Here is a 2,136-nt window from a genome sequence, read left to right as displayed (position 1 = left end):
AGGTAGAAATTAAACAAGAACAAAAAAAGGAAAAAGTCCATTGGCAAGATTTACCACAATATTTTGATCCCCAAGACTCATTATTTAGAGAAGTTATGAAAGGAAGAGAGAAAAAGTATCAAGAAGCGATGAGGAATATTACAGTAGCAGGTACCAATGGAATGCCTGATTATGGGTATAAAGAGTCTGAATATAAGTTAGAGGATCTCAATTTATTAAATGAATTGTATTATGAGGGATTGAAAAGTCGCGGTTTTCAATTTCCCGATGAGGCTACCTTTGCCAAAGGAATACAAGATATATTTGGTGTAGATATCTATGCAGATCACTCCAATAATCCCCGAGTAACTACGATTGGGGATTATTTAATCTTAACCCCCAAGTTACACACGAAAGATTTATATACAAACGTCCCCCTTCTTAGATTGACTCATCCAAATTTTGTTTTTGATCGAAAAAAGAGATATTATATTAATGGAATCAATGGGATTTGGGAAGAATACGATGATTTTGGAGAAATATATTATATTTATCCTATTGGAAATAGTGATTTATCTAGTAATGAGTATATCTTTTATAGAAGAAAAGCAGCATTAAATATTATTTACCATTCTTATTTTTCAACTAAATTAGTTGAATATGCTGGTTATGAAGGCTTTGCGTTGGCTGACTACGATATTTACAAAAACATCCAAAGAAAATACATGAAGAAGTATAACGAGATGAGCGAGCGTACCCGCAAAGGTTGGGACTACCGCATGTTTGATCGTTTGTTTTTTTCTCGCGGATTTGATGGAAAGTTAATTGTAAAGAAAAAGATGTTAGCCGCTGCTATAGAATTAGCTCAAGAAGATGAAGCTTATATCCGTGTTCCCTTAGATTACTACTTTGTCCAAATGACAACCGATTATGTCCCTAATGAATATGCTGCAGATGAAAGCGAAGTAGACAATTATATGAAACAACGCGAACCTTATTACACGCCTGAGGAACGTGCGATGATCTGGGTGTATACTGCTTTGTTAGAATTAAATTTACCCCCAAGCGAAACCATGCCAACTCCTTATATGTTTATCGCATTAGCTATTCAATACCCTGCATTATATAAAGTTGCAGAAGAACACCTTTTTTTTGGAGAAGACATGTCTCTTGCTTTTGAGTATATGTCAAAATCACAGTTTCAATTTTAATTAGAAAACTAAGTTTTAAAAAGAGTTGCAACTAATTAGTGAGGTTAAAGCCCCCTTGTTGATGTTAGAATATAGAAGTAAAATCTAAGTTAGTATGACTAGTAAAGAGCAATGATTCATGAAAGTTTGTAAACAGAATAGAGATGATATTACGTTCTGTTGTAGATTAAATCTTTTATGCCTGACGAAAGTTGGGCTTATTCTTTTTAGGTTGTATCAAAGGAGATTTACTACAAACAAGACAACAACCGAACAAGTTTGAAGTACAAGGATATCAAAGAAGTTGATTGCTCGGAGTTTGTATGCATCTACCTGCATTTATTGGGATTAACGAAAGATGTCGCTTGGATAACTACAGGAGATATGGTTTCTGAAGGAGCTTTCTTGAAAAATGGGAGTTACAAAAAATTACTCCATGAGGGATGTAGTATCGAACATGTCGATGGGAAAGATGGCGTTTTTGACCCCGATTTTGAACCACAACCAGGGGATATATTTGTGTGGAGTAGATCTGTTAGGGATGGACACACAGGTGTTGTATATGCGTATGATAAAAAAAATCAAGTAGTTACTATACTAGAGGCTTTAACAGATAGCGCGGATATGAATACTCATTTAAATAATAAGTTTCCTTATTTAACTAATGATGAGCGAATTGAAATAAAAACGTTGGGATTAGATGATAATCACACCCGGGTATCGTATTACCAATTGAAAGGAGGCGCATTACAAACACATACTGGATGGAAAGGGTATTTCCGACCAAAAGGATATAGTAAAAAATTAAAATAGCATAAAATGAAGAGAAGTATCGTGTTCTTATTACTAAGTTTAATCAGTTGCCAAAAACAAACTAAAGATTTGGTACATGAAGAGGTAGAAATTAAACAAGAACAAAAAAAGGAAAAAGTCCATTGGCAAGATTTACCACAATATTTTGATCCCC

Annotated in this window: 2 protein-coding genes; both read left to right on the top strand. The window is 34.2% G+C overall.

The window, feature by feature from the left end; genetic code table 11:
• Positions 1 to 1,190 (top strand): hypothetical protein (locus tag ACPDG9_RS15920; RefSeq protein WP_430528682.1); only part of this gene is annotated, 1,190 nt, incomplete at its 5' end.
• 258 nt (positions 1,191 to 1,448) lie between these two features.
• Positions 1,449 to 1,982: a CHAP domain-containing protein gene (locus ACPDG9_RS15915; protein ID WP_430528681.1), complete on the top strand. Its 534-nt coding sequence runs from the start codon at positions 1,449 to 1,451 to the stop codon at positions 1,980 to 1,982.
• Positions 1,983 to 2,136 lie beyond the last annotated feature (154 nt).

Origin of the sequence: Myroides sp. C6-3 (assembly GCF_050522425.1) — a bacterium.
Taxonomy (GTDB): domain Bacteria; phylum Bacteroidota; class Bacteroidia; order Flavobacteriales; family Flavobacteriaceae; genus Flavobacterium.
Note: the sequence above shows the minus strand (reverse complement) of the source record. Positions and strands in the feature narration are given on the sequence as shown.